The organism is Sphingobium sp. RS1 (genome assembly GCF_056156825.1).
This window is the reverse complement of sequence record NZ_JBLZXE010000003.1, coordinates 435,704-459,516: the sequence shown is the minus strand read 5'-3', so window position 1 is coordinate 459,516 and position 23,813 is coordinate 435,704. Positions and strand designations below refer to the sequence as shown.

General features: G+C 63.7%; 21 protein-coding genes. 11 read left to right on the top strand and 10 right to left on the bottom strand.

Annotation, left to right across the window (positions count from 1 at the left end; genetic code table 11):
* Window positions 1–16: 16 nt before the first annotated feature.
* Window positions 17–2,287: a TonB-dependent receptor gene (locus ACNHGR_RS22020; protein ID WP_475288949.1), complete on the bottom strand. Its 2,271-nt coding sequence runs from the start codon at window positions 2,285–2,287 to the stop codon at window positions 17–19.
* Between the two features lie 257 nt (window positions 2,288–2,544).
* Here ACNHGR_RS22020 and ACNHGR_RS22015 point away from each other — a divergent pair, with 257 nt between their 5' ends.
* From ACNHGR_RS22015 to ACNHGR_RS22005, 3 genes are read left to right on the top strand one after another with little or no spacing between them, the layout of a single operon-like run.
* Window positions 2,545–3,195 (top strand): cysteine hydrolase family protein, encoded by a 651-nt coding sequence (locus ACNHGR_RS22015; RefSeq protein ID WP_475288947.1) that lies wholly within the window; start codon window positions 2,545–2,547, stop codon window positions 3,193–3,195.
* Complete coding sequence (locus ACNHGR_RS22010) at window positions 3,192–4,292, top strand: NAD(P)-dependent alcohol dehydrogenase (protein WP_475288945.1); 1,101 nt, start codon at window positions 3,192–3,194, stop codon at window positions 4,290–4,292. Before ACNHGR_RS22015 ends, ACNHGR_RS22010 begins: the two co-directional genes overlap by 4 nt.
* Window positions 4,289–5,083: an SDR family NAD(P)-dependent oxidoreductase gene (locus tag ACNHGR_RS22005; protein WP_475288944.1), complete on the top strand. Its 795-nt coding sequence runs from the start codon at window positions 4,289–4,291 to the stop codon at window positions 5,081–5,083. The genes ACNHGR_RS22010 and ACNHGR_RS22005 overlap by 4 nt, the downstream gene beginning before the upstream one ends.
* Window positions 5,084–5,115: 32 nt before the next feature.
* On the opposite strand, the gene ACNHGR_RS22000 is transcribed toward ACNHGR_RS22005, so the two are convergent.
* The 3 genes from ACNHGR_RS22000 to ACNHGR_RS21990 all read right to left on the bottom strand — a co-directional run bounded on the left by ACNHGR_RS22000 (window position 5,116) and on the right by ACNHGR_RS21990 (window position 9,468).
* Window positions 5,116–6,201, bottom strand: a complete 1,086-nt coding sequence (locus ACNHGR_RS22000) for an NADH:flavin oxidoreductase (protein WP_475288943.1) — start codon at window positions 6,199–6,201, stop codon at window positions 5,116–5,118.
* 75 nt (window positions 6,202–6,276) lie between these two features.
* Complete coding sequence (locus ACNHGR_RS21995; protein ID WP_184273035.1) at window positions 6,277–7,056, bottom strand: enoyl-CoA hydratase-related protein; 780 nt, start codon at window positions 7,054–7,056, stop codon at window positions 6,277–6,279.
* Between the two features lie 54 nt (window positions 7,057–7,110).
* Window positions 7,111–9,468, bottom strand: a complete 2,358-nt coding sequence (locus ACNHGR_RS21990) for a TonB-dependent receptor (RefSeq protein ID WP_475288942.1) — start codon at window positions 9,466–9,468, stop codon at window positions 7,111–7,113.
* A 315-nt stretch (window positions 9,469–9,783) separates the two neighbouring features.
* On the opposite strand from ACNHGR_RS21990, the gene ACNHGR_RS21985 reads away from it, so the two are divergent.
* Together ACNHGR_RS21985 and ACNHGR_RS21980 are read left to right on the top strand one after the other, a co-directional pair.
* Window positions 9,784–10,842 carry an aldo/keto reductase gene (locus tag ACNHGR_RS21985; RefSeq protein WP_475288940.1) on the top strand — a complete coding sequence of 353 codons (1,059 nt, stop codon included), beginning with the start codon at window positions 9,784–9,786 and terminating at the stop codon, window positions 10,840–10,842.
* A 3-nt stretch (window positions 10,843–10,845) separates the two neighbouring features.
* Window positions 10,846–12,108, top strand: a complete 1,263-nt coding sequence (locus tag ACNHGR_RS21980) for an MFS transporter (protein ID WP_475288939.1) — start codon at window positions 10,846–10,848, stop codon at window positions 12,106–12,108.
* On the opposite strand, the gene ACNHGR_RS21975 is transcribed toward ACNHGR_RS21980, so the two are convergent.
* Genes ACNHGR_RS21975 through ACNHGR_RS21965 form a run of 3 tightly spaced genes read right to left on the bottom strand, consistent with a single transcriptional unit; the run spans window position 12,095 to window position 14,405 of the window.
* Window positions 12,095–12,865 (bottom strand): enoyl-CoA hydratase/isomerase family protein, encoded by a 771-nt coding sequence (locus tag ACNHGR_RS21975; protein ID WP_475288937.1) that lies wholly within the window; start codon window positions 12,863–12,865, stop codon window positions 12,095–12,097. The genes ACNHGR_RS21980 and ACNHGR_RS21975 overlap by 14 nt on opposite strands.
* A complete protein-coding gene (locus ACNHGR_RS21970; RefSeq protein WP_475288935.1) occupies window positions 12,862–13,284 on the bottom strand; it encodes a nuclear transport factor 2 family protein in 423 nt (140 codons plus the stop codon). The genes ACNHGR_RS21975 and ACNHGR_RS21970 overlap by 4 nt, the downstream gene beginning before the upstream one ends.
* Entirely contained in the window at window positions 13,281–14,405 is a 1,125-nt protein-coding gene (locus tag ACNHGR_RS21965) for an acyl-CoA dehydrogenase family protein (RefSeq protein WP_475288934.1), read from the bottom strand. The genes ACNHGR_RS21970 and ACNHGR_RS21965 overlap by 4 nt, the downstream gene beginning before the upstream one ends.
* 149 nt (window positions 14,406–14,554) lie before the next feature.
* Here ACNHGR_RS21965 and ACNHGR_RS21960 point away from each other — a divergent pair, with 149 nt between their 5' ends.
* From ACNHGR_RS21960 to ACNHGR_RS21935, 6 genes are read left to right on the top strand one after another with little or no spacing between them, the layout of a single operon-like run.
* A complete protein-coding gene (locus ACNHGR_RS21960) occupies window positions 14,555–15,703 on the top strand; it encodes a nitronate monooxygenase (protein WP_475288933.1) in 1,149 nt (382 codons plus the stop codon).
* A complete protein-coding gene (locus ACNHGR_RS21955) occupies window positions 15,700–16,155 on the top strand; it encodes a YybH family protein (protein ID WP_475288931.1) in 456 nt (151 codons plus the stop codon). The genes ACNHGR_RS21960 and ACNHGR_RS21955 overlap by 4 nt, the downstream gene beginning before the upstream one ends.
* On the top strand, window positions 16,152–16,985 hold the full coding sequence (locus tag ACNHGR_RS21950) for an oxidoreductase (RefSeq protein ID WP_475288930.1): 834 nt from the start codon (window positions 16,152–16,154) through the stop codon (window positions 16,983–16,985). Before ACNHGR_RS21955 ends, ACNHGR_RS21950 begins: the two co-directional genes overlap by 4 nt.
* 3 nt (window positions 16,986–16,988) lie before the next feature.
* Window positions 16,989–17,960: a hypothetical protein gene (locus tag ACNHGR_RS21945; RefSeq protein ID WP_475288928.1), complete on the top strand. Its 972-nt coding sequence runs from the start codon at window positions 16,989–16,991 to the stop codon at window positions 17,958–17,960.
* The gene (locus ACNHGR_RS21940) at window positions 17,957–19,153 is read left to right on the top strand and encodes a phosphotransferase family protein (protein WP_475288927.1); all 1,197 of its coding nucleotides are present in this window, start codon (window positions 17,957–17,959) and stop codon (window positions 19,151–19,153) included. The genes ACNHGR_RS21945 and ACNHGR_RS21940 overlap by 4 nt, the downstream gene beginning before the upstream one ends.
* Window positions 19,150–20,322: an epoxide hydrolase family protein gene (locus ACNHGR_RS21935; RefSeq protein WP_475288926.1), complete on the top strand. Its 1,173-nt coding sequence runs from the start codon at window positions 19,150–19,152 to the stop codon at window positions 20,320–20,322. Before ACNHGR_RS21940 ends, ACNHGR_RS21935 begins: the two co-directional genes overlap by 4 nt.
* Here ACNHGR_RS21935 and ACNHGR_RS21930 read toward each other — a convergent pair.
* Genes ACNHGR_RS21930 through ACNHGR_RS21920 form a run of 3 tightly spaced genes read right to left on the bottom strand, consistent with a single transcriptional unit; the run spans window position 20,319 to window position 23,809 of the window.
* The gene (locus ACNHGR_RS21930; RefSeq protein WP_475288925.1) at window positions 20,319–21,503 is read right to left on the bottom strand and encodes a CaiB/BaiF CoA transferase family protein; all 1,185 of its coding nucleotides are present in this window, start codon (window positions 21,501–21,503) and stop codon (window positions 20,319–20,321) included. The genes ACNHGR_RS21935 and ACNHGR_RS21930 overlap by 4 nt on opposite strands.
* Before the next feature lies 1 nt (window position 21,504).
* Window positions 21,505–22,305 carry an enoyl-CoA hydratase/isomerase family protein gene (locus ACNHGR_RS21925; RefSeq protein ID WP_475288924.1) on the bottom strand — a complete coding sequence of 267 codons (801 nt, stop codon included), beginning with the start codon at window positions 22,303–22,305 and terminating at the stop codon, window positions 21,505–21,507.
* On the bottom strand, window positions 22,292–23,809 hold the full coding sequence (locus ACNHGR_RS21920) for an acyl-CoA synthetase (RefSeq protein WP_475288923.1): 1,518 nt from the start codon (window positions 23,807–23,809) through the stop codon (window positions 22,292–22,294). The genes ACNHGR_RS21925 and ACNHGR_RS21920 overlap by 14 nt, the downstream gene beginning before the upstream one ends.
* Window positions 23,810–23,813 lie beyond the last annotated feature (4 nt).

Here is a 23,813-nt window from a genome sequence, read left to right as displayed (position 1 = left end):
ATCCTGCCGTCCTTTTTCAGAAGTGGAAGCCGAGCGAGACGCCATAGGTCCGCGCCGGCGCCGGCGTGGCGATGTCGCCGCTGCCATTCTCGTTCAATGTCAGAAAATATTTCTTGTCCGTCAGGTTGCGGACCCAGCCCCGGATATTCCACCGCTCTTCGGGCGCAGTCCACATCATCTGGGCATTGAAGATGTTGAATTCCGGTTGCTTCTGGCGATTGTCCACCGCCCAGTAGAAGCCGCTATTATAGGACCAGTTGATATTGCTGTTCAGCTTGCCGCCGGCCAGTTCCAGCTCATGATTGAGCGTCAGGTTGAAGGTGAAGTCAGGCGTGTTGACCAGCTTGTTGCCGCTCGCCGAGCAATAGAATTTGCCGCTATGTTCCGCCGCGCTGCAATTGGGGAAGACATAATTGCCCAGGCCCGGCGTATAGCCCGCATAATCGGGGGCGCCGTCGGGCTGTTGCAGGAAGGAAATGGTCGCGACCGGGAAGCTGCCATAGCGGTGATGCAGATAGGCTCCGCTGCCGCTTAACGAGAAGCCTGCGCCAATCTCCGCCTGGAAATCGAAGTCGAAGCCATAAATTTTAGCGGACGCGGCATTGGTCAGCGTCGTGTTGGCGCCATTGACCTGAAATGCCTGAATATTCTTATATTTATAATAGAAGGCGGCGGCATTGAAGCGGATGCGATTGAGGATGGTCGATTTGAAGCCCAGTTCGCCGGCATCCAGCGTTTCGGGCTGCGCTGGCGCGTCGGCGGGCGATGTCAGATTGTAGACGCCGCTCTTGAAGCCCCGGCTGTAGCTGCCATAGACCATCAGGTCGCGGCCGAACTGATGATCGAGCGCGATACGCCAGGTCGGCTTCTTGAAGGTTTTGCTCTGGTTGACGCTGCCGATCGGCACCAGCGTGCCGTCCGGCCGGCAATAGGCCGAACAGAAAGCGTCCGGCTGGGGGATAGCGATGCCTAAAAACTGATCCGCATCCAGATGCCTCTTGTCGACCGTATAACGCGCGCCGAGCGTGAGGTTGGTGTCGGTCGCAAATTCCCATGTCACCTGGCCAAAGCCGGCATAGCTTTGGGTCTTTTGGGTAGAATAGATGACGATGCGGTCTGACAGCCCCCCAGTCGAACCCGCAATCGCCAGGCCGACGATCTGGAACGGGTCATATTGGCTCTTGGCATCCATGTAGAAGAAGCCGGCCATCGCCTTCACCGAGTCGCTGTCATAGGCGAGCTGGATTTCCTCGGTCCATTGTTTCTCGCGGTTGAAGAGCGGCGCGTCGATGATCTTGAGCGGCGTGGCATCGACTTCGACGCGCTGGAAACCCTTCGCGCCGCGATAGGCCAATATGTTGGTCAGGCTGAATGCACCGAAACTATGCTGCAACTTGGCCGATCCACCGAACATGCGGGTATCTACGACTGGTTCGAACTCGCTCTGCGAGTCGTAATAGCTATTTCCATTGGCCAGATATTGCGCATAGCCCGTCCCGTCGACCAGTTGCGATGTCGGCACCGGGCGATAGGATATGGCAAGCGATCCCTTCGTACGGCCATAGTCGCCAGCCAGCGTCAGGTCGGTATCGGGGCCGAGTTCCCACAACAACTTGCTGCGGACTATGAAATCCTGCGAGCGGTTGACGTCACGATTGATGATCCGGTTATAGCCGAACCCCTTGTCCTGATTGCGATAATAGACCGCGACGTCGGCCGAAATACCCTGCACCAACCCGCCGGTGGCGTAGAAATTGCCCTCCATCGTCTCCAGATTGCCATAGCCGAGCGAGGCATCCATCGAGAATGTCTGCTGCGGCGTGCGAGTGATGACATTGACCGCGCCGCCGGTCGCGTTGCGGCCATAGAGCGTGCCCTGCGGCCCTTTCAGCACCTCGATCCGCTCGATATTGTTGAGCGCGAAGGTCGCGCCGGCCATCGACGGCATGTAGACGCCGTCGATGAAGGTCGCGACCGCACCGTCCTGCCCGGTGGAGCCGCCCTGCGTACCGATGCCGCGCAGGGTGAAGACGGTCGCTTCCGTGGTACGGGTGACGTTCAGGCCGGCGACCGACTGGGCCAGATCCTGCGTGGAGCGGATGCCCGACTCGGCCAGCGCGCTGGCGGGGACGGCGGAAATGGCGATCGGGACATCCTGAAGATTTTCCGCCCGCTTCTGCGCGGTGACGATAATATCCGCCAATCCGCTGCTTTCCTGCGCCATCGCAGATTGGGAAACCAGAAATGCGCCGATCGACGCAGACGTCCAAAGCACATGACGCAGCATGAACACCCTCCCATTTTCGTCTTCGTTTATTTCCGGTAGCAATCACTCCGAACCCAGCATATTGTCAACTGAATAATAATATGCTGCATTACGGTATTGAGCGGTCAGCAAAATGGCCGTCAGGAGAGCAGGATGCGCGACTATCTGGTGAGGCCCATAGCGCCCGGTTATGCAGGACATAGGTTCGAAATGACCGGGGTGGGCGTATGACGCACCCCCTGCACATACCGGACTGGGCGGTTGCGCGCAGCACCCTGATGAATCGATTTCCGGCGCTGATCCCGGCCAGAGCCGCGATCATCGTGGTCGATATGCAGGCAGCATTTGTTGGTGAGCAGGCGCTCTTTCCCAATCCGCACGCGCCGGCCATCGTCCCTCGGATCAATGCATTGGTCGACGCCGCGCGGGAAGCCGGTGCCGCGATCCTCTGGTCGCGTCACAGGGTTGTGGATGATGGACCGGGGCAGCAGCCGGCATGGCAGCGTTTCGAAGGCAGCCTGTCCCTGCTCAGCGCCCCGCATCTGCGCGCCGGCGCGCCGGGTCAGGCGCTCTATGACGGCCTGCATGTCGTGGACGGCGACCTGATCTTCGACAAATATCGCTTCAGTTGCTTCGTCAACGCCGCGATCGATCTGGACGAATGGCTGTGCGCGCGGGGCATAGAGGATGTGTTCGTCTGCGGCACGATCAGCAATTGCTGCTGCGAAAGTACCGCGCGTGACGCGGCGATGCGCGACTATCGCGTCCGATTTCTGTCTGATGCTACCGCCGCCCTGACCGACGAGGAACATGCCGCCGCCCTGCTCAGCGCCAGCGCCATCGTCGGGCAGGTCGTCACCACGCAGCAGGCAATCGATCAATTTGCCGGGCGATCAGACCCGGCGCAAACGGGAGAGGAAACGGCATGAAGATACAGGCAGCGGTGGCGCGTCAGGCCCATGGCGCGTTCACGGTCGAAACGGTCGATCTGGTCGAACCCAATGCGGATGAATTGCGCGTCCGGCTGGTGGCGACGGGCATTTGCCACACCGACCTCGCCATCATCGAACAGATCATGCCGCTGCCCCTGCCGCAGATATTGGGGCATGAGGGCGCGGGCATCGTGGAGGCGGTGGGGGCGAATGTCAGCGGTTTCGCGCCGGGCGATCCGGTCGTGCTGACCTTCAACACCTGCGGCACATGCGCGTCCTGTTCCGATCATCACCCCGCTTATTGCCAACATTATCCGCTGCTCAACTTCTACGGCAGCCGCCCGGACGGATCGGCCACGCTGACGGACGACAGGGGTGGCAAGCTGGGCGGCGCCTTCTTCGGCCAAAGCTCCTTTGCCACCCATGCCATCACCAGCCCGCGCAACACGATCAAGGTGCGCAAGGACGCGCCGCTCGAACTGTTGGGGCCGCTCGGCTGCGGCCTGTCCACCGGCGCCGGTACGGTCATCAACGTGCTGAAGCCCGGCCCGGATACGGTGCTGGCGGTGTTCGGCACAGGCGCGGTCGGCATGGCGGCGCTGATGGCGGCCAAGGCGCTCGGCGCCGGACGCATCATCGCGGTCGACCGGGTCGCATCGCGCCTGGCGCTGGCGCAGGAACTGGGCGCGACCGACATCATCGATACATCGGTGCAGGATCTGGGCGAAGCGCTGGCGGCGCTGGGCGGCGTCGATCAGGCGATCGACACTTCGGGCGTCCCTGCGCTGATCGCGGCGGCGGTCGGCGCGCTGAAGGAACGCGGCACCTGCGTCCTGCTCGGCGCGTCGAACCAGTCGGAGGTGACGCTCAATATCCTGCCGCTTATCAGCGGGCGGATGATCCGGGGCGTCGTGAATGGCGATTGCGATCCCGCAATCCTGATCCCGCAACTGGTCGACTGGTATCTGGAGGGGCGCTTCCCGATCGACCGGCTGTCCGCCTTCTACCCGCTGGACCGGATCAACGAAGCGGTCGCCGACTCCCATAGCGGCAAGACGATCAAGCCGATCCTGACCTTCGGCACCGCATCATGAGCACGCTCGCGGGCAAGCGCGTGCTTGTTACCGGCGCCGGGCGCGGGATCGGCCGGGCGATCGCGCTCGCCTTTGCGGCGCAGGGGGCGGACCTGCTGCTGGCGGCGCGATCGGGCGATGAACTGGCGACCGTCGCACAAGAGGTGACAGCGCTGGGACAACGGGCCGACATTGCGCCCACCGATCTGGCGGATGAGGCGGCAGTGCGCGTGCTGGCGGCAGAGGCAGAGCGGCTGGGCGGCATCGACATCCTTGTCAGCAATGCCGCCTATTCGCCGCCACCCGCACCGCTGCTGGACCTGACCATGGACGTCTGGCGACAAGTGTTCATGGTCAATGCAGGCGCGACCCTGCTGCTGGCACAGGCGCTGGCGCCCACCATGGCGCAGCGGCCGGGCAGCAATATCCTGATCGTTTCGTCCATCCGGGGGCTGGGCGGCACGCCCTATGGCGGTGCCTATGGATCGTCCAAGGCGGCGCTCAACCAGATGGTGAAGACGCTGGCCTGCGAACTGGGGCCGAGTGGCATCCGGGTGAACGCGATCCTGCCCGGCCCGGTGCTGACGCAGATGACGACCGCCTTCCTGCCCGACAATAAGGCGCTGTTCGACTATTATGGCGACATCGCCCCGATCAGGGGCTGGACGCAGGCGGAGGATATGGTCGGTCCGGCGCTGTTCCTGGCGGGGCCAGGTGCGCGCAAGGTCAGCGGTCATTTGCTGGTGGTCGATGGCGGGCTGTCTGCGATCAATCAGGATGCCTTTCCCCCGCCAGCCGATTTGCTGGCCTGAAGCCTGGCGGGCGCCACGGCGCCCGCCTCTTTTCAGTCCGCGACGTAATTTTTCCAGCCCGTCGCCAGATAGGTCTGAAACGCCGGCCCCACCGCCTGTTCCGCCAGATAGGCGCGCGTCACCGGGAAGCTGCGCGACACGAAGGCCGGCTCCTCGATCGCGCGGCGCGCCATGTCATGATGCAGGATGGCGCCGCGTCCGAAAAAGATGAAGTCGGCGCCGCTGTTCAGGCAATCCTGCGCATCCTGCGACGAGAAAATATGACCCGCCACGCCCAGCCGCGTGCCATTGCCGCGATCGAGCCGCCCGAACAGGTCGACCAGCCGGGCGGGATGATAGGCGTCGTCATCGGGCAGCTTGAAACTGTCCCACAGCGACATGTCGAGATAGTCGATCTGCCCGCCGCCCAGCAATTCCTCGGCAAAGGCGATCGCCTCCCCCGTGCCATAAGCATATTTTTCCGGCGACAGGCGCACGCCCAGCTGGAAATCCGGTCCTGTCGCGGCACGGATGCCGCTGATGATATCGCGATAGATGCGCGTCCGGTTCCGATAGGAACCGCCAAAGCCGTCATCCCGCTGATTTTCCTCGGCGTTCAGGAACTGGCAGAGCATATAGCCATGCGCACCATGCAGTTCGACGCCATCGATCCCGGCCTTTTCGCAGCGCACGGCGGCGGTCACGAAATCCTCGATCAGTTGCTCGACTTCGGCCGTAGTCAGCGCGCGGACGTTGCGCTTGGCATAGGGGAAGGGCGATACGGCCTGCTGCCCGCTAATCTCCGGATTGCTGCGCGACCCGGCATGCTGCAACTGCACCGCCGACACCGCGCCCCGTGCCCTGATCCCGTCCGCCAGCCGCGCCAGCCCGTCGACATGATCGTCGGCATAGACGGCCAGTTGGCCGGGGAAGGAAATGCCATTTTTCTGCACAGCGGCAGCGCAGGTCATGACGAGGCCGAAGCCGCCATCGGCCCGGCGGGTCAGGAACTGATATTCATCCTCGCCCAGCGTCCCGTCCTCATGGCTCTGCCAGTTGGTGAGCGGGGCAAGGGCGATGCGGTTCCGCCAGGCCGGTCCACGGGGAAAGCTGATGGAATCGGCAAGCTGGGCAGTCACGTCATGTCTCTCCTGCGAATATGCGATATTGGTAATCTAGCGAACCAGTTTGATGCAAGCCTTTTTCGGGCTTTCTCAACGCCCGGTCCAGACCGGCTTGCGCTTTTCGGCAAAGGCGCGCGGGCCTTCCTTGATATCCTCGCTGGCGCGCCAGGCGATGAATTCGGGATAGTCTTTCTGGTTCGCCATGGCGGTGGCGATGCTGTCCTCGGCCAGGCCGCGCTGCACCACCGCCTTGGACGTGCGCACCGATACGGGTGAGGCGCGGATGATATCGTCCACCCAGCGCCGGGTCGCTGCTTGCAAGTCCGCCGCCGGCACCACTTCATTGACGAAGCCCATGCGCAGTCCGTCGGCAGCGGAGAGGCGCCGCGACGCGAGAATGACGCCCATGGCCTGCTTGAGCGGGATCTGCCGCGCCAGCCGATGTAAGCCGCCACCCAGCGCCACCGCGCCGACCAGCGGTTCGGGCAGGCCGAAACTCGCATTGTCCGATGCGATCACGATGTCGCAGGCCAGCGCGACCTCGAACCCGCCGCCCAGCGCGACGCCGTTCACTGCCGCGATGAAGGGCTTGGGACAATCGAACCGTTCGATCAACCCGGCATAGCCGCTGCGCGGATAGACGGGCGGCAACCCACTCTGCGCCGCTGCCTTCAGGTCCGATCCGGCGCAGAAGGCGCGGTCCCCCGCCCCGGTCACGACGCACAGATGCTGGTCGGGGTCGGCGGCGAAGCCATCGAACGCTGCCTGCAACTCTTCATGCATCTCGACATTGATGGCGTTCATCACGTCCGGGCGATTGAGCGTGACGGTGGTGACCGGTCCGTCACGGCTGACGTCGATAAACTGCATCCTGCTTCCCTTGAAATGGCAGGGAACGGGTTCGCCGCCCCCTGCCCTTTTCGGTCAGAAACGACCCGTCAGCGTCACGCCATAGGTGCGCGGCGCGGCCGGCGATCCCTTGACGCCCGACGACCCGCTATTGGCGATATAGCTGTAATATTTCTTGTCGGTCAGGTTGTTGACCCACAGTCGCACGCCCACGCCGCTGCCGCTGTTCCATGTCGCGGCGGCATTGACCAGATCGACTGCCCCCTGTCGCACGAAGGGATTATTGTCCGGCTCGAAATAATAGGGCTCGGTGTGCAGCCAGTTGCTCGACAGGTCGATCGATCCCGACGCCAGCGGGATCGAATAGACGACGCTGAGGCTGCTGGAGAAGGGAATGGTCTGCAACGTCTTGTTGCCGCTGAGGTCGCAGCCGCCCGGCACCGGCAGCAACGGCGTGGTGGCGCTGGTCGGATAGACGGGGCCGCCGCCGCCCGCCGGGAAGATCAGCGGATTGCTGGAACAGCCCTGCGGGATAGGGATCTGGTCATTGGGTGCCTGCGGGAAATAGGTCGGGCCGCCGGGGAAGCTTGTATATTTGCCGTTCACCACCGACACGCTGCCCATGATGGTCAGCGCCTGCGTCGGCTGCACCGTCAGTTCCGCCTCAAACCCGTAGAGACGCGACTTGCCCGCATTGCGGATTTCGGTGCCCGCCTGGTTGGTCAAATTGTTCTGCAACTGGGCATTGGCAATCTTGTAATAGAAAGCCTCCGCATTGAAGCGGACCATGCGGTCGAACCATTCGCTCTTGAAGCCGCCACTATAGGCATCGAGCGTTTCGGGCTGCACCGCCGCGACCACCGCCTTGGTCGCGCTATTGTAGCTGGACGTCGAATAGACGCCGCTCTTGAAGCCGCGGTTGAAGGCGGCATAGACCATCAGGTCGTCATTGACCTTGTAATCGAGCGAGAAGCGGCCGGTCACCTTGTTGAAGCGGCGGCTGTCGGGGAACGGCCCCGCCGTCGCCAGTACCGGCCCGCCGATGATGCCGAAATCCCCGCCATTATAGCCGATCGACCGCTTGTCCGACGTATAGCGCAGGCCGACCGTCGCGGTCAGCGCATCGACAATCTCCATGCTTGCCTGACCGAAGGCAGAGATCGATTCCGTCTTCTGGCGCGCGTGCGAACTGGAATAGCGGCCGACCGGAATCGCCGGCCCCAGATTGAGGCCGCCGGGACCGGTGCCTGCCGCCGGCCCCGTGCCGGTGAACACGCCGTCGAACAGTGCCGCGTCCTTCAGGTAGAAGCCGCCGACGATCCATTGCAGCTTGGCATCGTCCGCCGACATCAGCTGCAATTCCTGGGTGAAGGCCCATTCTTCCTGCCGGTAATCGGCGGTCAGATTGCCGCGATGGGCGGAAATATCATAATGATTGGGGTTCTTCGTGTCGGTATAGGCGGTGATGCTGACGAAGCGCAGCGCGCCGAAATCATGGGTCAGCTTGGCCGATCCCATGGCGAATTTGGCCTTGTACCAGTCGCCGATGCCGGTCATGCCATCATAGAAACCGGCGCCCGCTTCCTCCGGCGTCATCCCCGCGCGGCCGGCAAAGCCCTCCACCGTGCGGAAGGACATGCCTGCCGTACCCTTCTGGTAATTATAGCCGCCCGACAACAGCAATTCGGTATCCTCGCCCAGCTTGAAGAGGATCTTGCCGCGCAGGCCCCAGGCACGCCGGGTATAAAGATCGTCGCCGGTATAGATGTCATGGCCCCAGCCCTCGCCCTGATCGACGCGATAGGCGGCCAGATTGACGGCGATGCTTTCGGATACTGGCAAATTCACATAGGCCTTGGCCGTTACCGTCTCATAATTGCCATAGCCGATCTCGAAATCGGCCGACGACTTGGTGGTGGACGGATCGCGGGTATGGACATGCACGACGCCGCCGGTCGCGTTGCGACCGAACAGCGTGCCCTGCGGCCCTTTGAGCACTTCGACGGAATCGATATTGTTGAATTCGAAGATCGCCGCGTTGCTGGTCGGGATATAGACGTCGTCCACGAACATCGCGACCGATGGTTCGTTGCCGATCGTCGCCGACTGGTTGCCGATGCCGCGAATGAAGGGCTGCGCGCCGGAGCTTTGCCGGTTGAAGGTGAAGCCCGGCACCACATTGGTCAGCGTGGCAATATCGGTCACGCCCAGCTTCTCAGCCAGTTCGCTGGTCACCGCGCTAACGGCGATCGGCACATCCTGCTGGTTCTGCGCACGGCGGTTGGCCGTCACGATGATGTCGGCCACGCCGACATTAGCCTGGCTTTGGGCTTGTTCCGGGGCCTGGGGCGCCTGATCCTGCGCGAAGGCCGGGGTCACGCCCGCCAGACAGCTCGTCATGGCTAGCGCATGCAGGGTTCCGAACCGCTTCATCACATCCTCCCTCCAATGTCGTAATCTATATTGATTATGTTCGTCAGTTCTATACGCTTGCTGACTATATATGTATTTACGGTTTTTCGCCGACATTGCAAATGTAAAGGTGAAAAGCGCGAGAGGATGCGAAAATGCAAGGGAATCCGGGCCTGACGGCGGGATGCGATAAGGCGCAACACCTGTCCAACTCGCTGTCGCATTTGGCGCATCCGAGTGCGCGATCCTTTGCAAGACAGCCCGCCCGATAGCCGTGCCGGATCGCTCCGGCCGTCGATTCGCCATCACCCAGATCGTTGAACAAGGAGAGGCGCCATGCCGCTTGACCATTATGTAACGCTTGGCCGGTCGGGCCTGAAAGTCAGCCGTTTCTGTCTGGGCGCCATGACATTCGGCACCGAATGGGGCTTTGGCAGCGAAGCGGATGAGGCGACCCGCATCCTCGACGCCTATGCCGATCGTGGCGGCAATTTCATCGACACCGCCAATATCTATACCGGTGGCAGCAGCGAACGGATCATCGGCGACTGGATCGCCACCGATCCCGCCCGGCGCGACCGCATGGTGATCGCGACCAAGTTCAGCGGCAATATGCAGCCGGGCAATGTCAATGGCGGTGGCGCCAGTCGCAAGGCGATCATGGCCTCCTGCGACGCCTCGCTACAACGGCTGCGCACCGACCATATCGACCTTTACTGGCAGCATTGGGCCGACCCCTTCACCCCGGTGGAGGAGACGATGGCCGCGCTCTATGATCTCGTCCGCATGGGGAAGGTCCGCTATATCGGCTTTTCCGACACCCCAGCCTGGCAGGTGGCACAGGCGCAGACCATCGCCCGCTTCCGGGGCTGGGCACCGCTGATCGCGTTGCAGGTCGAATATTCCCTGCTGGAACGGACGGTCGAGGGGGAACTGGTGCCGATGGCGCAGGCGATGGGGCTGGGCATCGCCCCCTGGTCGCCGCTGCGGTCGGGGCTGCTCAGCGGCAAATATGATCGCGATCATCAGCAGGCCGCGTCACCGGGCCGCGCCAACAGTCTGGAACGCCATATCAGCGAACATGCGTTCGAGGTGATCGACCTGCTGAAGGGCATCGCCGCCGCCCATGGCGCAACCCCGGCCAGCGTGGCGCTGGCCTGGTTGCTGGCACGACCGGGTGTCGCCGCACCGATCATGGGCGCGCGGACTCTGGCGCAGTTCGAGGCGAACCTTGGCGCGCTCGACCTGACGCTCGACCCCGCCGCGATCGCGCAGCTGGATGCCGCGTCCCGCCCCAGCCTGAACTTCCCGGCGGAATTCCTGCCGATGGCGGTCGCCAACAGCTATTCGGGCCTGACCGTCAATGGCCAGCCCTTCCTGCGGTCGGCGCGCTAAGCCATGAAGAGCGATGTCGCCCCAAAAACGACCGGCGCGCCGATGATGCTGGCGCTGCTGTCCGCCGCCTATTGCCTTGCCTATGTCGACCGGCTGATGATCGCGGTGGTCGCCGAGCCGATCAAGGTCGAGTTCAGCCTGTCCGATACCCAGCTTTTCCTGCTGACCGGCGCGGCCTTCGTTCTCGTCTATGGCATATTGGGCATGGTGACGGGCTGGCTGCTCGATCGCTGGAGCCGGTCGCGGCTGGTCGCCGGATCGCTTGGTCTGTGGAGCCTTTTCACCATGGGATGCGGCCTTGCGTCCAGCTTCCCGCAACTGGCGCTGGCCCGTGCCGCCGTGGGCGCAGGCGAATCCGCCATCGTGCCCGCCGCCATGTCGCTCATCAGCGACAGCTATCCACCCGCCCGCCGGCCGCTCGCCATGGGCACTTTCTATGCCGGGGGCATGGCGGGCATATTGATCGCCTGGACCGTGGGCGGCTGGATCGCATCCGAATATGGCTGGCGCCCGGCCTTTCTGGTCGCGGGACCGCCCGGCCTGCTGCTGGCGCTGCTGGTGCTGTGGAAGGGACGTGAGCCCAAGCGGGCACCGGTACAACGGCTGGTGGAGATGCGCGGATCGACCTTTGGTGACGTCTGGCGCAACCGGCCGCTGGTCTGGCTGATCGCGGCGGGATCGGTGGTCACCTTCGTCAATGTCGGGCTGGTCAACCAGTTGGGCAGTTTCTTCATCCGCAGCCATGGCATGAGCGTGCGCGAGGTCGGCCTGATCTTTGGCCCGCTGATGGCGGGCGGGATGGCGCTGGGCCTGATCGGCGGCGGGTGGATCGGCAACTGGCTGGCGGCCAAGGGGACCGACGCACTGATCCGCTTTTCGATCTGGAACGTCTTTGCGCTGTTCCCGCTCTACATGCTGATCTTCATCGCCCCGTCGAAGGAGTGGGCGCTGGCCGCCACCTTCATGGGCACCTGCGTCAGCGTGCTTTACTCCCCCTGCTTCTCAGCCGCCTATCAGGCGGTCAGCGCGCCACATACGCGGGGCACGGCGGCGGGCATATCCAACTGTGCCAATGCAGTGATCGGCGGCGCGCTGACCACATTTCTGGTGGGTGCGCTCAGCGATCACTGGCGGCCGGTCTTCGCGGCGGACAGCCTGCGCTATGCGATGATGGCGGGCATGGGCACCTGCATCCTGTCAGGCATCATGTTCGTCCATGCCCGGCGGCTGGTCGCGCGCGAACGGCCCGACCTCATGCACCCTTGAACACGGGCTTGCGCTTCTCGCGGAAGGCGGCAACGCCCTCGCCATGATCCTCCGACCGGCTGGCGACCGGCTGCATCATATGTTCGGCCGACAGGAACTGGTCGAAATCCATGGTCGCGGCGAGATCGACCTGTCGCTTGGCAAGGCCGATGGAAATGCCCGGCCCCGCCGCCAGTTCCTGCGCGAACGCCATGGCGCGGGGCAGCAGATCGTCCGTCGCCAGCACTTCCAGCGCCAGCCCCAGCCGCAGCGCCTCGTCTGCGCGCACCACCCGGCCGCTATAGCACAGTTCCTTCGTCCGCATGGGTCCGACCAGCCGGTTGAGCAGCCAGACCGATCCGCCATCGGGCGCCAGGCCGACATTGCGGAATATCTGCACAAATTTGACGCTCTCCGCCGCCAGCACGAAATCGCAGCACAGCGCAAAGCCCCAGGCCATGCCGGCGCAGATGCCCGGTACGGCAGCGATCGTCGGCTTGTTCAGGTGATAGATGGCGCGGTTGATCCGCCCCAGTTCGTGCATTCGCCCCAGCGATCCGGGCAGGCCGCCACCGCCGAACGTGCCGACATCCGCGCCGGAACAGAAATCGCCGCCTTCACCAGTCAACACAACGGCGCGGACGTCCTTGTCCAGCGCGATATCCTCGAACGCTTCCCACAATTGGCGGCGCATGGCGTCGGTGATCGCATTCTTCGCCTGCGGCCGATCCAATGTCACCAGCGCCACCGCGCCCTGCCTTTCCACCCTGATGGTCATGCGTGCGCCTCCGCATTCAACTGCGTCTTCACCGCCCCGCTGTCATAATAGTCGATCACCGACTGGATCAGCCCGTCTGGCGCAAGGCGAATGAGCGCAACGCCCGGCCCGGAAAAGGCAATGCCGGTGGGCGGTCGGCCATGATAGGTGCCGGTCTGCCGCCCGCTGAACCGCCATTCCAGACAGACGTCCTGCCCCGACTGGAACGCGCGCGGGAAATCCATGCGGATATCGGAAATGGCGGCAACGAAATGGGCGTGGAAGGCGCGCAACTGCGCATGGCCTTCGTTCAGCCGGCCGACCTGATCGTCGCGATAGACGGCATCGGGCGCAAACAGCGCGACGAAGGCGTCGCTGTCCGGATCGGCCCAGGCATCGCCATAGCGGCGAGCGAACGCTTCGACGCTCTCCCCGCTCATGCCAGCATCCCGCGCGCGATCGCGACCTTCTGCAATTCATCTGTGCCCGCATAGATGCGCTGGATACGCGCGGCGGTCCACATGCGGGCGATCGAGTTTTCGTCCATCAGTCCCGCGCCGCCGAACAACTGGACGCAGCGATCCAGCACCCGCCCCTCCATCTGCGTCGCCCATAATTTCAGGATCGCGCCATCCTCGAAGGTGAATGCCTTGTTCCGCAGCCGGATCATCGCGGTGTCGACCATGGTTTCGGTAATGCGAATATCGGCGCGGCAATCGGCCAGCATGAACTGGCTGTTCTGGAAATCGATCACCCGCTGGTCGAACACCTTGCGCTGCTTCACATAGTCGAGCGTCAATTCCAGTGCCTTGGAAGCCGCGCCCAGGCAGCGGGCCGCGATCTGGATGCGATCCTCCAGGAAGGTATCCATCAATATCTTCATCGCCCCGCCTTCGACGCCGACGAGATTGGTCGCCGGCACGCGGACATTGTCGAAATTGAGCGCGCCGGTATCGCCCTGCCGCCAGCCGATCATCGGAATTTTCGACTGGGCGACGCCGGGCGTATCGGATTCCACGATGATGACGCTCATGCCGCGCCCGCCCTTGGCCGGATCGGTCTTGGCGACGACGTACAGCAGGTTCGCGCCCGCCCCGTTGGAGATGAAATATTTCTCGCCATTGATGACATAGTCGTCGCCGTCGCGCGTCGCCGTCGCTGCAATGGCGGTCGCGTCGCTGCCCACGCCCGGTTCGGTCAGCGGCATGGCCTGCGTCCACTCGCCAGTCAGGACGCCGGGCAGATAGCGATCCTTCTGCGCCTGCGTCCCGTGGCCGATCAATATATAGGTCGCGACGTCCGCCATGAGGGAACTGCCAGTCGTGGCGCTGCCGGCGGTGCGGCCCAGCTCTTCCGCCATGATGGCATAATAAGTGAAATCGCCTTCACCCGTATGCGCGAGGCCCAGCAGGCCGGCCGCGCCCGCCTTTTTCCAGAAATCGCGGTCCAGCCCGCCTTTGGCCTCATATTGGCGCAGATAGGGTTCATGCTCCCGGTCTAGGAAGCTGCGCACCGTGTGCCGGAACGCCTCATGCTCTTCGCTATATCCCATGCGCGCCATAGTGCAGCCATCCTCCCATCATCATGAATATCGTTATGTAGAGCATTATATGCTTGCGATCTAATCCGGTCGAGACAAAAATCACGACCGACAGATGATTCGATGCCGCTTCCCAATTGCGGACGTCGAACGACGAGGGAGTGGAGGATATGAGCAACCGCTTCTGCGAACTGGTGGGCGTGGATTTCCCGCTGGTCGCTTTCAGCCATTGCCGCGATGTGGTCGCGGCGGTCAGTCGCGCGGGCGGTTTCGGCGTGTTTGGCGCCACCAACGGCAAGATGACGCCCGACCAATTGAGGATCGAACTGGACTGGATCGACGCCCATGTCGACGGTCGCCCATACGGGCTGGATATTGCGGTGCCGGAAAACATGGCCGATCGCGATGCGGCGGCCGTCACCACGCATGCACTGGAAGCGCAGATACCGGAAGGCCATCGCCGCTTCGTCGATGACCTGCTGCGCCGCCATGGCATCGACACGGCCATGCAGGTCGATGCCGACGAGGATCGCGAGATCAGTCATTTCCTCGACACCGCCGAGCGCATGGTGGACGAAGGGCTGCGCCATCCCATCCGCCTGTTTGTAAATGCGCTGGGCAAGCCGCCGCCCTTCATGATCGACAAGTGCAAGGCGGCAGGCGTGCCGGTCGGCGCGCTCATAGGATCGAAGGCGCATGCGCTGCGCCAGATCGACGCCGGCGTCGATGTGCTGGTGGCGCAGGGGACGGAGGCAGCCGCCCATTGCGGCGAGGTGTCGACCATGGTGCTGGTGCCCGAAATCACCCGCATGCTGGAGGTGATGGGCAAGGATATGCCGGTGCTAGCGGCCGGCGGCATCGTCACCGGGCGGCAGATGGCGGCGGCGATGACCATGGGCGCCGCGGGCTCCTGGACCGGATCGGTATGGCTGACAACGGCGGAGAGCGACGTTCATCCGGCGGTGCGGGAGCGGCTTCTCGCCGCCCGGTCGCGTGATACGCTGCGATCTCGGGCGATGACGGGCAAAACCGCGCGGCAATTGAAATCGGCATGGAATGAAGCGTGGGAAGGGCCAGACAGTCCCGACCCGCTGCCCATGCCGTTCCAGCATATCCTGACCAATCGCGCACTCCAGCTGGCGGAGAAGTCGGTCGATGGCGGCAATGAAGCGGCGCGCGCGATACTGACCGAAGGGGTGGGCCAAGGCATCGGCCTGATCGACAGCGCCAAATCTGCACGGACAGTGGTGCAGGAGTTTATGGAGGATTTTGCCGACGCGCTGACCGGCATGCGCGCATGGACGGAGGCAGGTGCATGAACGACGCCACCGATCCCGAAATCGCCGTGCTGGCTGAACGGCTGGAGGAATATCGACGCCAATATGACGGCAGCGGCGGTGCGCTGGATCGCGCCACGGTCGAGCATCTCTACCTGATGGACGAGCGCTTCACCGCCTATGACGTCGCGCCGCCGCTGGAGGGCTATATCGGCTGGGACGCCTATGCTGTCGGCTGGTACAAGGTGCTGGAGAAATATAGCAGCATCCGCTTCGTCTTTCGCGATAGCCCGCGCATCTTCCGCAACGGCGATGTGGCCTGGATATCGGTCGCGGCCGACTGGTTCGGCACGTCGAAAGGCGGCGACGATTTCGCCAAGCAGTTCCGCCTGACGCTGATCTGGCTGCGCGGCGAGGACGGGCAATGGCGGATCACCCATGAGCATGGCTCCAGCCCGCGCAACTTCACCCTGGCCGGGGGAGAGATTGTGTGAGGACATGGTTCGTCACCGGGGCATCGGCGGGCTTTGGCCGCGCATTGGTGCGGGATATCCTGTTACGCGGCGACCGGGCCGTAGCCGCCGCGCGCAGGCCGGAGGATGTGACCGATCTTGTCGCGCTGGCGCCAGACCGGTGCATGGCCGTGCGACTGGACGTGACATCGGGCGCGGCGATTGAAGCCGCGGTGACGGCCGCGATCGAGCGGTTCGGTGCGATCGACATATTGGTCAACAATGCCGGCTACGGCTTCCTGTCCACCATCGAAGAAGCCGATGTGCAGGCGGTGGAGCGGCAGTTCGCGACCAATGTGCTGGGCCCCGCCGCGCTGATGCGGGCAGTGCTGCCCGGCATGCGGGCGCGGCGATCCGGCTTTGTGGTCAACATATCCTCCACCGCCGGGGCGCGGGGCTTTGCCGGGTCGGGCTATTATTCCGCGAGCAAGGCAGCACTGGAGGCGATGACCGAAGCGCTGGCGGCCGAGGCGCGCGACCTCGGCATCCGGGCGATGATCGTCTGTCCCGGCCCGTTCCGCACCGATTTCTTCGGCCGCTCGATCGACCTGCCCGAAACGGAAATCGCAGATTATGCCAGCACGCTGGCACAACGGCGCGCTTATGCGGCGACTGATGGCACGCAACGGGGTGATCCCGCGCGTGGCGCGAAGATCATAATCGATACCGTGCTGGACGAGGCCCCACCATTACGGCTCGTGCTGGGCGCGCAGGCGCACCCCACCATCGTCGCGGCCCATGAGGCCAAGATTACCGATCTTCAGTGGAGCGCTACGGTCGCGCCACTGGCCGATTTTCCGGAAGGCGAATGACGCATGACGAGCATCCATGACGACCTGCCCCACCCTGTCCCGGCCTTCGCGCAATTGCGCTACAAGGAGAATTATTTTTTCATCCTGATCGCGCCGGAGAGCGACGCATTCGGCGTCTTTCACCTCAATCATGAGCCGGGGCATGACCGGGCCCGCTATACCGCCAATCTGGAAGTGGGTGGACGGTCGATCCGCTATGCCAATGTTACGCCCTTTCCCGCCGATTTCGAGCATCAGCGACGGATCGGCGATGGCGCGCTGTCGCTCCATTTCGCCGAGCCGCACCGGCGGTTCGAACTGGCGCTGAAGACCGATGAGATCGACCTGACGCTCGCCTTCACCGCGCGGCAGGCGACGTTCGACTATGCCGCCTGCCGGACTGCCGGCAACCCGGCGCCCTCCTTTCAGGAGGTGATGACGCTCGGCCTCAACCTGCCCTATAATCACCAGCAGCAGGCGCTTGATGCGCAGGGGCACCTCCGCTTTGCCGATGGCGGAGAGCGGGCGATCGGCGGCAGCGGCTATCGCGACCATAGCTGGGTGATGCGCAGCGATTCCGGAGGACTGACGCATAACTGGTGCGGACTGAACTTCCCCGGTCACAGCTTCGGCATCAAGACCATTTCCACCACCCATCGGCCCGGCTTCGTCGCAAAGGAAGGCTATGTCGTGGACGGCGACGGCCCGCGCGCGCTGCGGCGGATCGAGGTGCGGACGGAAGGCGAGATGGCCGATGGCCTGTGCGCCAGACTGATCCATGAGGTCGAGGATGTGTTCGGCGCACGCTACACGATCGAAAGCGACATAGCAGGCCGCTTCGCCCATGTGCCGCTGGTATCCGAAGCGCCGGCCGGCAAGGCCCGTTTCCATATCGTCGAGAATTTCTGCCCTTTGCGCCTGATCGAAACCGGCGAACAGGGCGAAGGGCTGGTAGAAATCGGCCGCAGTTCCACGCTGGGAGGACCGTATCAATGAGCATCGGCACCGCCAATCAATTGCGACTGGTCCGCGATGCTGTCGGACGGCTGGACGCTGACACTGCCGCCAAGGACGCCATCGCCATGCTGCTGGGTGACATCATCACGCAGGAGGCGCTGATATTGCCACGCGGATCGGTGGCCGACGAGATGACCTATCAACGCACATTCGAGCAGGTCGCGAACAGCGAGAGAGACAGTCGGAAGACGATGGCGACCGATGATGTACTGGATCGCGCAGCACTGGCCGATTTCCTCAATCAGGCTATGGCAGGTGAAGGCGATATCGTCGTGCGATCGGCGCAGACCGTGTCGCGCGGCATGTCGAAAAAGACGGTGCTAGTGACGATTGAGGGAGCGCGGACTTTGCCGGCAAACCTCGCCCTGCGGGTCGATCGCAGTGCCAATAATTATCTGGGCACGACGGTGATCGACGAATGGGGACCATTGCGCCTGCTCTGGGATCATGGCGCGCGGATTCCGCAGCCCTTCCTGCTTGAACCGAGCGGCACGGTGATCGGCGACCCCTTCATCGTCTTCGCGCGTGCATCCGGCGCGCCGGTGGGCAGCATCTATGTGCCGCCCGGTCCCAACAAGGCGCTGCTCGCCGATACCGCTGGCTGCATGGCCAGAGTGCATGCCGTCCCGGTGACCGGCTGGCCCCGCACCGACCAGCCGCAGGGGGACGCCTTTTTCGACGCGCAATTCGCCGAATATCGCGCGGACTGGCAGGCGCTGGGCGAAGGCAATGCGATCATGGATGCCTGTTTTGACTGGATCGACCGGCATCGCGCACAGGCCTATGGTCCGGCGGCGCTGACCCATGACGACTTCAACTATAATAATATGCTGGTCGAGGGCGACCGGGTGGCGGCGGTGCTGGACTGGGAATTCGCCCATGTCGGCACGCCGGCGGCCGACCTCGCCTATCTCTGGTACGCTGCGCAAAGCATGGGCAGCTTTAGCGATTTCCTGAAGGCATATGAAAATGCCGGCGGCTGGCTGCCACCGCAGGAACAGCTCGATTTCTATCTCCTCTGGGGCCAGTTACGGCTGGGGGTGATGGGGCACAAGGCGGTGCGCAATCTGGAGGAAGGGCATTTTGACGATGTCCGATTCGGCATGGCCCGCTGGCATCGGCGGCAGGCGCTGTTCCGGCTGGGCGACCTGCTCGATCGGCTGGGAGCATGAGCTTCTATCCGCCGCCGCTGGATGCTGCGCAAGGCGACGCCATTCTGCCCTTCACCCTCGACGTGCCGCAGGCTGCGCTGGACGATCTGGCGGTGCGACTGGCACGGGTACGCTGGCCGGACCGGGAGACGGTGGACGACTGGTCGCAGGGCGTACCGCTAGAACGGATACGCGCGCTGGTCGACCATTGGCGGGATAGCTATGACTGGCGGCGATGCGAGGCGGCGGTCAACGCCTGGCCCAATTATCGTACGATGATCGATGGCCTCGGTATCCATTTCCTGCATGTCCGATCGCCGCATGCCGACGCCATGCCGATGATATTGAGTCATGGCTGGCCGGGGACGTTCCTGGAATTTCTCGAAGTGATCGGGCCGTTGACCGATCCCACCCGCCATGGCGGCCGGGCCGAAGATGCCTTCCATCTCGTCATTCCATCACTGCCTGGTTATGGATTATCCGACAAACCGGCGGCGACCGGATGGACGGTGGAGCGGATCGCGCGTTGCTGGGGCACGCTGATGCAGCGGCTGGGCTATGATCGCTATGTCGCGCAGGGTGGCGACTGGGGATCGGCAATCACGCGGGCGATGGCAGTGCAGCAGGTGCCGGGCCTGATCGGCATCCACCTTAATATGGTCGTGTGCTTCCCGCCGCCCGACGAGGATTTTACCGACGCGGAGGCGCAGGAAGCGCGCGACGTCGCGGAAGCGCACAAGCAGACCGGGCTTGGCTATTCGACGCAGCAAAGCACAAGGCCGCAGACATTGGGCTATGCGCTGGCGGACTCGCCGGTCGGTCAGGCAGCCTGGATCTACGAGAAATTCCACGCCTGGACCGATCATGATGGCGATGCAGAACAGGCGCTGGATCGGGACGCGATGCTCGACACGATCATGCTCTACTGGCTGACCGACAGCGCGGCTTCCTCCGCGCGCCTCTATTGGGAGAGTTTCCGCAGCGCCTTTGGCAATGCGGCGATCGACCTGCCGGTCGCGTGCAGCATCTTCCCAGCCGAAATGCGCCGCCCGCCCCGTCGCTGGGCGGAACGGGTCTTTTCTGACATCATCTACTGGAACCGCGCGGCCAAGGGCGGGCATTTCGCCGCCTTCGAGCAGCCCGCAACCTTTGTGGACGAGGTTCGGGCAGGGCTGCGCAGCCTTCGCTAAATGATCCCGGCGGCGCGCAGGCCGGCAATCTCCTCCGGCGCAAAGCCGGCCTCTGTCAGAACCGCATCACCATCCTCGCCGGGGCGCGGCGGCCCCTTGCGGATTTCGCCCGGCGTCTTGCTGAAGGTGACGGGCGGCTTCACATAAGGAAGCGGCCGGGGCAGCCCCTCTACCGGCACTTCGACCAGGAACTGATCGCGCACATGGGGGTCGTCCAGCGCCTCCTGCGGGGTCAAAAGCGGCCCAGCAGGAATCCGGTTGGCCTCCAGGATCGGCAGGATTTCGGCGTTGCCATATTGGCGTGCCCAGTCGGTCACGATAGCGCTCAGCGCCGCGCCATGTTCGGCGCGCAGTTCGTCATTGGCGAAGCGTGGATCGTCCAGCAGATCCTCCCGCCCGATCATCTGCATGAAGCGCCGGAACATCGGATCGCCCAGCGCCACCATGTAGACCCAGCCATCCTTCGTCTGGATGAGGTCCGCCGGGCCACCCGATTGCGCCCGATTGCCGGTGCCGACCCGATCGGTCTGGTTGTAATATTGGTCGAACAGGAAATAATTGCCGACAGTCATGGCGGTCTGGAGCAGGTTGGTTTCGACCTTCTGCCCCTCCCCCGTGCGGTTGCGGTGGTGCAGCGCCGCCATCGCGCCGAAAGCAGCAAGGAAGCCGGTGCTCATGTCGACCCAGGCGCTGTTATGCTTCATCGGCTTGCCCGGATCGCCGCTGATATGGGTGAGGCCGCTCATCACCTGCGCGATCGCATCGAAGCCAAGGCGATCGGCATAGGGGCCGTCATTGCCAAAGGTCGTCATATGGACGAAAATGATGTCGGGCTTGATCGACGCCATGCGCTCATAATCGAGGCCGAGCGCGGCAGCGGTCTTGCGCGGCAGGTTGGCGACCACGATGTCGGCGGTCGGCAGCAACCGATCGAACACCGCCCGCCCCTCGTCCTTCGACAGGTCGAGCGAAAGGCCCCGCTTGTTGCGTCCCAACTGGGTGAAGCCGACGCCACCATGGAATCCGTCCTTGAAAGGCAAGGTGCTCCGGTCCTCCGCCCCGCCGGGAGATTCGATGCGGATCACGTCCGCGCCCAGATCCGCCATCAGCACCGTGGCCGCAGGCCCCGCGACGAAGCGGGTGACGTCCAATATCCTGATCCCGTCCAGCATGCCTGTCATGTCATTGTCCTTTGAAATTGGGGGCGCGCTTTTCGGTGAAGGCTGTCACGCCTTCCGCGAAATCCTGGGTGGCAGCGCACAGGCCGGCGGCCCGACCCTCCAGCGCCAGTTGATCGGTCAGCGCATTGCCTGACGCCGCATTGAGCAATTGCCGCGCCTGTCCCAGCGCGACGGTCGGCGCGGCGGCAAGGCGGCGGAGCAGTTTTTCCGCCGCCACGTCCAGTTCGGCGTCGGGATGCAGCCAGGTGGCAAGGCCGCAATCCAGCGCGTCCTGCGCATTCAGCCGGTCGCCCAGCAGGCACATCTGCTTCGCCTTGCGCATGCCGACGATGCGCGGCAGGTGCCAACTGGTCGCACCATCCGGGCTGGTACCGATCCCGGCATTGGCGACCATGAACAGCGCGGTATCGGAAATGATCGCGAAATCGGCCGCCGCGACATAGCCGATACTGGCCCCTGCACAGGCGCCGCGCACCTTGACGACGATCGGCTTGGGCATGCGTTCCAACAGCGCGAAAAGCGGCAGCGTGTCGAGCGCCAGCGTTTCGAACAGGGTGCTGCGGTCTGCTGGCGCGGCATCCGCACTGCGGGCGAAGGCTTTCACATCGCCGCCGGCCATGAAATGATCGCCAGCCCCTGTCAGCAAGATCACGCGCACATCGTCGCGCCCCTCACATTCTCGCAGGAAGGCGATCATGCCCTGCACCATGGTTGCCGTCAGCGCATTGCGGACGGCAGGGCGGTTGAAAATGATGCGGGCGATGCCCTCGTCTATGTGCGTGAGCAGTTCAGGCTCGGACATGCGCGTCTCCTGATGGCGCGGGCCAGTAGCGCGCCTTCAACAGGCGTTTCAGCAACTTGCCGGTGGGTTCGCGCGGCATGTCGGCTTCGAAGTCGATGCTGCGCGGGCATTTGTTGGTGGCGAGCCGTTCGCGGCACCAGGCAATCAGTTCATCAGCCAGCGCCGGACCGGCCAAGGCAAGATCGCGAAGCTGGACGACCGCCTTCACTTCCTCGCCATATTCGGGGTTGGGAATACCGAAGACGGCAACATCCTGTACGGCGGGATGGAGGCTGAGCAGGTTTTCCGCTTCCTGCGGGTAGATGTTCACGCCGCCCGCATTGATGACATAATCGCGCCGGTCGGTGAGGAAGAGATAGCCGTCCGCATCGACATGGCCGATATCGCCGAACGTCGCCCAGCCACGCGCATCATAGGCGCGGCCGGTCTTGCCCGGATCATTATGATAGGTGAAGCCACCGCAGCCTTCGAACATGACGAGGCCGGTCTGCCCGGCGCCAAGTTCGCGCCCGTCATCGTCCACGATATGCAGAATGCCGCGTGTGGCTCGCCCCACCGACCCCTTCCTTTGCAGCCATTCCTGCGGGCCGATAGCGGTCTGGCCGACGGATTCTGAGCCGCCATAATATTCGTGCAGGATCGGCCCCCACCAATCCATCATCGCGTCCTTGACCGGTATCGGGCAAGGTGCGGCGCTGTGGATGGCGAAGCGGTGGGCGCTGCTGTCGAAGCGGCGCTGCTCCGGGTCCAGTTGCAGCATGCGGACGAACATGGTGGCGACCCACTGACTATGGGTGACGCGATAAGTTTCGAGCGCGCGCAGCGCGGCGGCGGCGTCGAATGTCTCCATGATGATGGCCGTGCCGCCGGCCTGTTGCACCGCCATCGTCCATTTCAGCGGCGCGGTATGATAGAGCGGTGCGGGCGACAGATAGACGGTATCGCGATCAAGCTCGAACAGATCGACCAGCGTGGTGGTGAGCGGGTGCGGTTCCCCGATCGACGCAGGGGTCGGGTGAGGTGTGATGCCCTTGGGCCGGCCGGTGGTGCCGGCGGAATAGACCATGGCACTGCCGCGCGTTTCATCTGGAATCGGCGTCGTCGGCAGCGGCGCGACGGCGCGGTCGTAGCTGTCGCCGATGAGGAGCAATTCGACGTCGGTACCGAGCAGCGCCGCGATACCGCGATGATCGACCGAAGGAGACGCGAAGAGCAATGTCGCGCCGCAATCGCGGACGATATAGGCCGCCTCATCTGCCTTGAGCCGGGTGCTGATGGGGACGAAGAGCAGGCCTGCATTATAGGCGCCCCAGGCGATCTCATGATAATGGGGGCTGTTGTCGATCCAGAGCGCCACGCGGTCGCCCGGTTGCAACCCGCGCGCGCGCAACAGGTGCGCGACGCGATTGGCGCGATCGTCCAGTTCGGCGAAGCTGACCGTCTGCCCGCTGCCTGCCATGATGATCGCGGGGCGGCTGTCCTGTCTGTAGTCGCGCGGATGCATGGGA